The 2,840-nt window shown below is 65.8% G+C and carries 4 protein-coding genes; 3 read left to right on the top strand and 1 reads right to left on the bottom strand.

What is annotated here, in order from left to right; all coding sequences use genetic code 11:
* Positions 1–593, bottom strand: a 593-nt coding sequence (locus tag Q1J79_RS20000; protein ID WP_300304168.1) for an asparagine synthase-related protein, incomplete at its 3' end; no start/stop codon positions are given.
* 377 nt (positions 594–970) lie between these two features.
* Here Q1J79_RS20000 and Q1J79_RS19995 point away from each other — a divergent pair.
* The 3 genes from Q1J79_RS19995 to Q1J79_RS19985 form a co-directional block, all read left to right on the top strand.
* Positions 971–1,354: an SRPBCC family protein gene (locus Q1J79_RS19995; RefSeq protein WP_300304165.1), complete on the top strand. Its 384-nt coding sequence runs from the start codon at positions 971–973 to the stop codon at positions 1,352–1,354.
* 213 nt (positions 1,355–1,567) lie between these two features.
* Positions 1,568–2,017, top strand: coding sequence for a MarR family transcriptional regulator (locus tag Q1J79_RS19990; protein ID WP_300304162.1), 450 nt, complete (start codon positions 1,568–1,570; stop codon positions 2,015–2,017).
* A gap of 41 nt (positions 2,018–2,058) precedes the next feature.
* The coding region (locus tag Q1J79_RS19985; protein ID WP_300304159.1) for an SDR family NAD(P)-dependent oxidoreductase at positions 2,059–2,840 on the top strand (782 nt) is incomplete at its 3' end.

Raw genomic sequence — 2,840 nt, 5'->3', positions numbered from 1 at the left:
TCGGCCAGCTTGCGCACCTCGGGCTTTTCCATATGGCCCAGCGGGAAACGCAGGTAGTCGAGCTGCCCGGGCGTGGTGGCATAGAGGAAATAGCTCTGGTCGCGGCGTGGATCGGCGCCGCGCAGCAGCTGCGACCGGCCCTGCTCATCCACCACGCGCTGCACGTAATGGCCGGTGGCGAGGCAGTCGGCGCCGAGGTCGCGCGCGGTGTCGAGCAGGTCGCGGAACTTGACCCGCTGGTTGCAGCGGATGCAGGGGATCGGCGTTTCGCCGCGCACATAAGAATCCGCGAAGTCGTCGATCACCGACTGGCGGAAGCGGCTTTCGTAATCCAGCACGTAATGCGGGATGCCCAAACGCTCGGCCACCTGGCGGGCATCATGGATATCCTGCCCGGCGCAGCAGGCGCCCTTGCGCGCGATGGCGGCGCCGTGGTCGTAAAGCTGCAGCGTGATGCCGATGACCTCATAACCCTGGCGGGCCAGCAGGCCGGCCACCACCGAGGAATCCACGCCGCCCGACATCGCCACCACCACGCGGGTGGAGGCGGGGGCCTTCGGGAAACCGAGAGAATTAAGAGCGGGCGTAGTCATGACGTCTATATATGTCTGGCCAGCGAGAATGCAGGGCATGGCGGAATGCAGGACGCGGCAGATGGCAGCGCGGGCGGACTATACCTTTCGCCGGCCGGTGGACAAGGAAAGCTTTATCCGCCGGCGCCGCGGCGGCGGTTGTCGCGTGTTGTGCAGCGGTTTTGCGTCGTTTTGCGCATGTTTTGATGCCTTAACCCATTGATATTACGTGAGCGGCCTGTTGCGACTGGTTCGCACTGTTAATCCGCTGGACAGGCCGGCCGATCTATGAGAACATAACACGAACTCGGCTTTCCGGCAAGGAGGCAACGATGGCCGATACCGCGCCCCCGCCGCCAACCCCGTCGCCAACCCCACCTGACCCCCAGGCTGCTCCTGTGGCCACCCGCCATATCGCGGTGACCATCGACCGGCCGTTTGCCGAGGCCTACGCCTTCCTCAGCAATCCGGCCAACTGGCCGCTTTGGGCCAGCGGGCTCGGCACCCTGCGGCACCAGATCGACGGCAGCTGGGTCGCCGACCAGGCCGGCGGCCGGGCGACCATCGTGTTCACGCCGCGCAACGAGTTCGGCGTGCTCGACCATCGCGTGACCACGCCCGAGGGCCATGTGATCGACGTGCCGCTGCGCGTCATGCCGAACGGGCGCGGCTGCGAAGTGGTGCTCACCCTCTTCCGTCATCCGACGATGGATGACGCGACATGGGAGCGGGATGCGGAATGGGTAAGGAGAGATTTGGAGAAACTGGCGACCACGGTATAGCCGGCCCAATCCCCCGCCGTCATGCCCGGGCTTGACCCGGGCATCCACGTTTTTTCGTCTTAACCAAGTAAACGCATCGCCGACACAAAGACGTGGACCCTCGGGTCAAGCCCGAGGGTGACGAACTGTGTGTATGAGCGAAAACTCCGGCGGCGTAAAACAACAATTTAAAACTACTTGCATACGGAAGCATGTCGGTATATATCCGGCCGCATGAGCAATACCACCGCCCTGTCCGCCCTGCTGCGGCTGTTCCGCGCCCAGGCCTTCCTTGAAGCCCGCATCAGCCCGATGCTGGGCTCGGTGCATGGCCTGAGCCTCACCGAGCTGCTGCTGCTGTTGCAGCTGGGCCATGCGCCGCTGCGCCGCCTGCGCCGCGTCGACCTGGCGCAGCGCCTGCACACCAGCCAGTCCACCATCACGCGCATGTGCCTGCCGCTGGAGAAATCCGGCTTCGTGAAGCGCGAAGCCGATCCGCGCGATGCCCGCGTGGGCTATGTGGTGCTGAGCAAAACCGGCCTCGCCCGCGTGGAGGAAGCCGAGAAGACGCTGAAGCGCATGGCGGCCGAGGCCTTCCGCGACCGCTGGGAAACCGACGAGATCGCCATGCTGGCCGAGCTGCTCGGCCGCTTCACGGCCGCCCTGCCCGGCGACATTTCTTAAGACGACCCCATAACGAGCCTCTCTGGCAGAAAGACAAGACCATGAAAATCGCAACCGGACAGGTGGCCGTCATCACCGGCGGCGCCAGCGGGATCGGCTTTGCCCTGGCCCAGGCGCTGGCCACGCGTGGATTGCAGATCGCGCTGGTGGACGTGGAGGCGCCCGCGCTGGACGCCGCCGCGGATGCCCTGCGCGAACATGGCGCCGGCGTTGCCGCCTTCGCCGCCGATGTGAGCGATGCCACCACCATGACGGCGCTGGCGCATGAAATCGCCTCGCGTTTTGGCGGCGTGGATCTGCTCATCAACAATGCCGGCGTGGGTGGCCAGCTTGGGCCCCTGTGGGACAGCCACCCGAATGACTGGTCCTGGGTGTTTGGCGTGAATGTGTTTGGCGTGGTGAACGGCCTGCGCGCCTTCCTGCCGCTGATGCTGGCGCGGGAACGCGCAGGGCATACACCCGGCCATGTGCTGAACGTGGCATCGCTGGCTGGCCTCACCGCGCCGCCATTCCTCACGGCCTATACCGCGTCCAAACATGCCGTGGTGGGGTTGAGCGAAAGCCTGGCGCAGGAGCTTGCCATCATGCAGTCGCACATCCGCGTCTCGGTGGTCTGCCCCGGCGTGGTGGCCTCGCGCATCAAGCAATCCACCCGCAACCGGCCGCAATCTTTGGCAGGCGCCAGCCGCACGCCGCCCGAGATGCTGGCCCGCATCGAAGCCGCCTTCGAGGCGCAGACGCAGAATCCGATGGAGGGCGACGCGTTTGCCGCGCGCGTGCTGGCCGGCATCGAGGCGAACGAGCCGCTGATCCTGACGCATCC

It is taken from the genome of Ferrovibrio sp., from assembly GCF_029255545.1.
Classification (GTDB): Bacteria; Pseudomonadota; Alphaproteobacteria; order Ferrovibrionales; family Ferrovibrionaceae; genus Ferrovibrio.
This window is presented reverse-complemented; position numbering and strand designations above follow the sequence as displayed.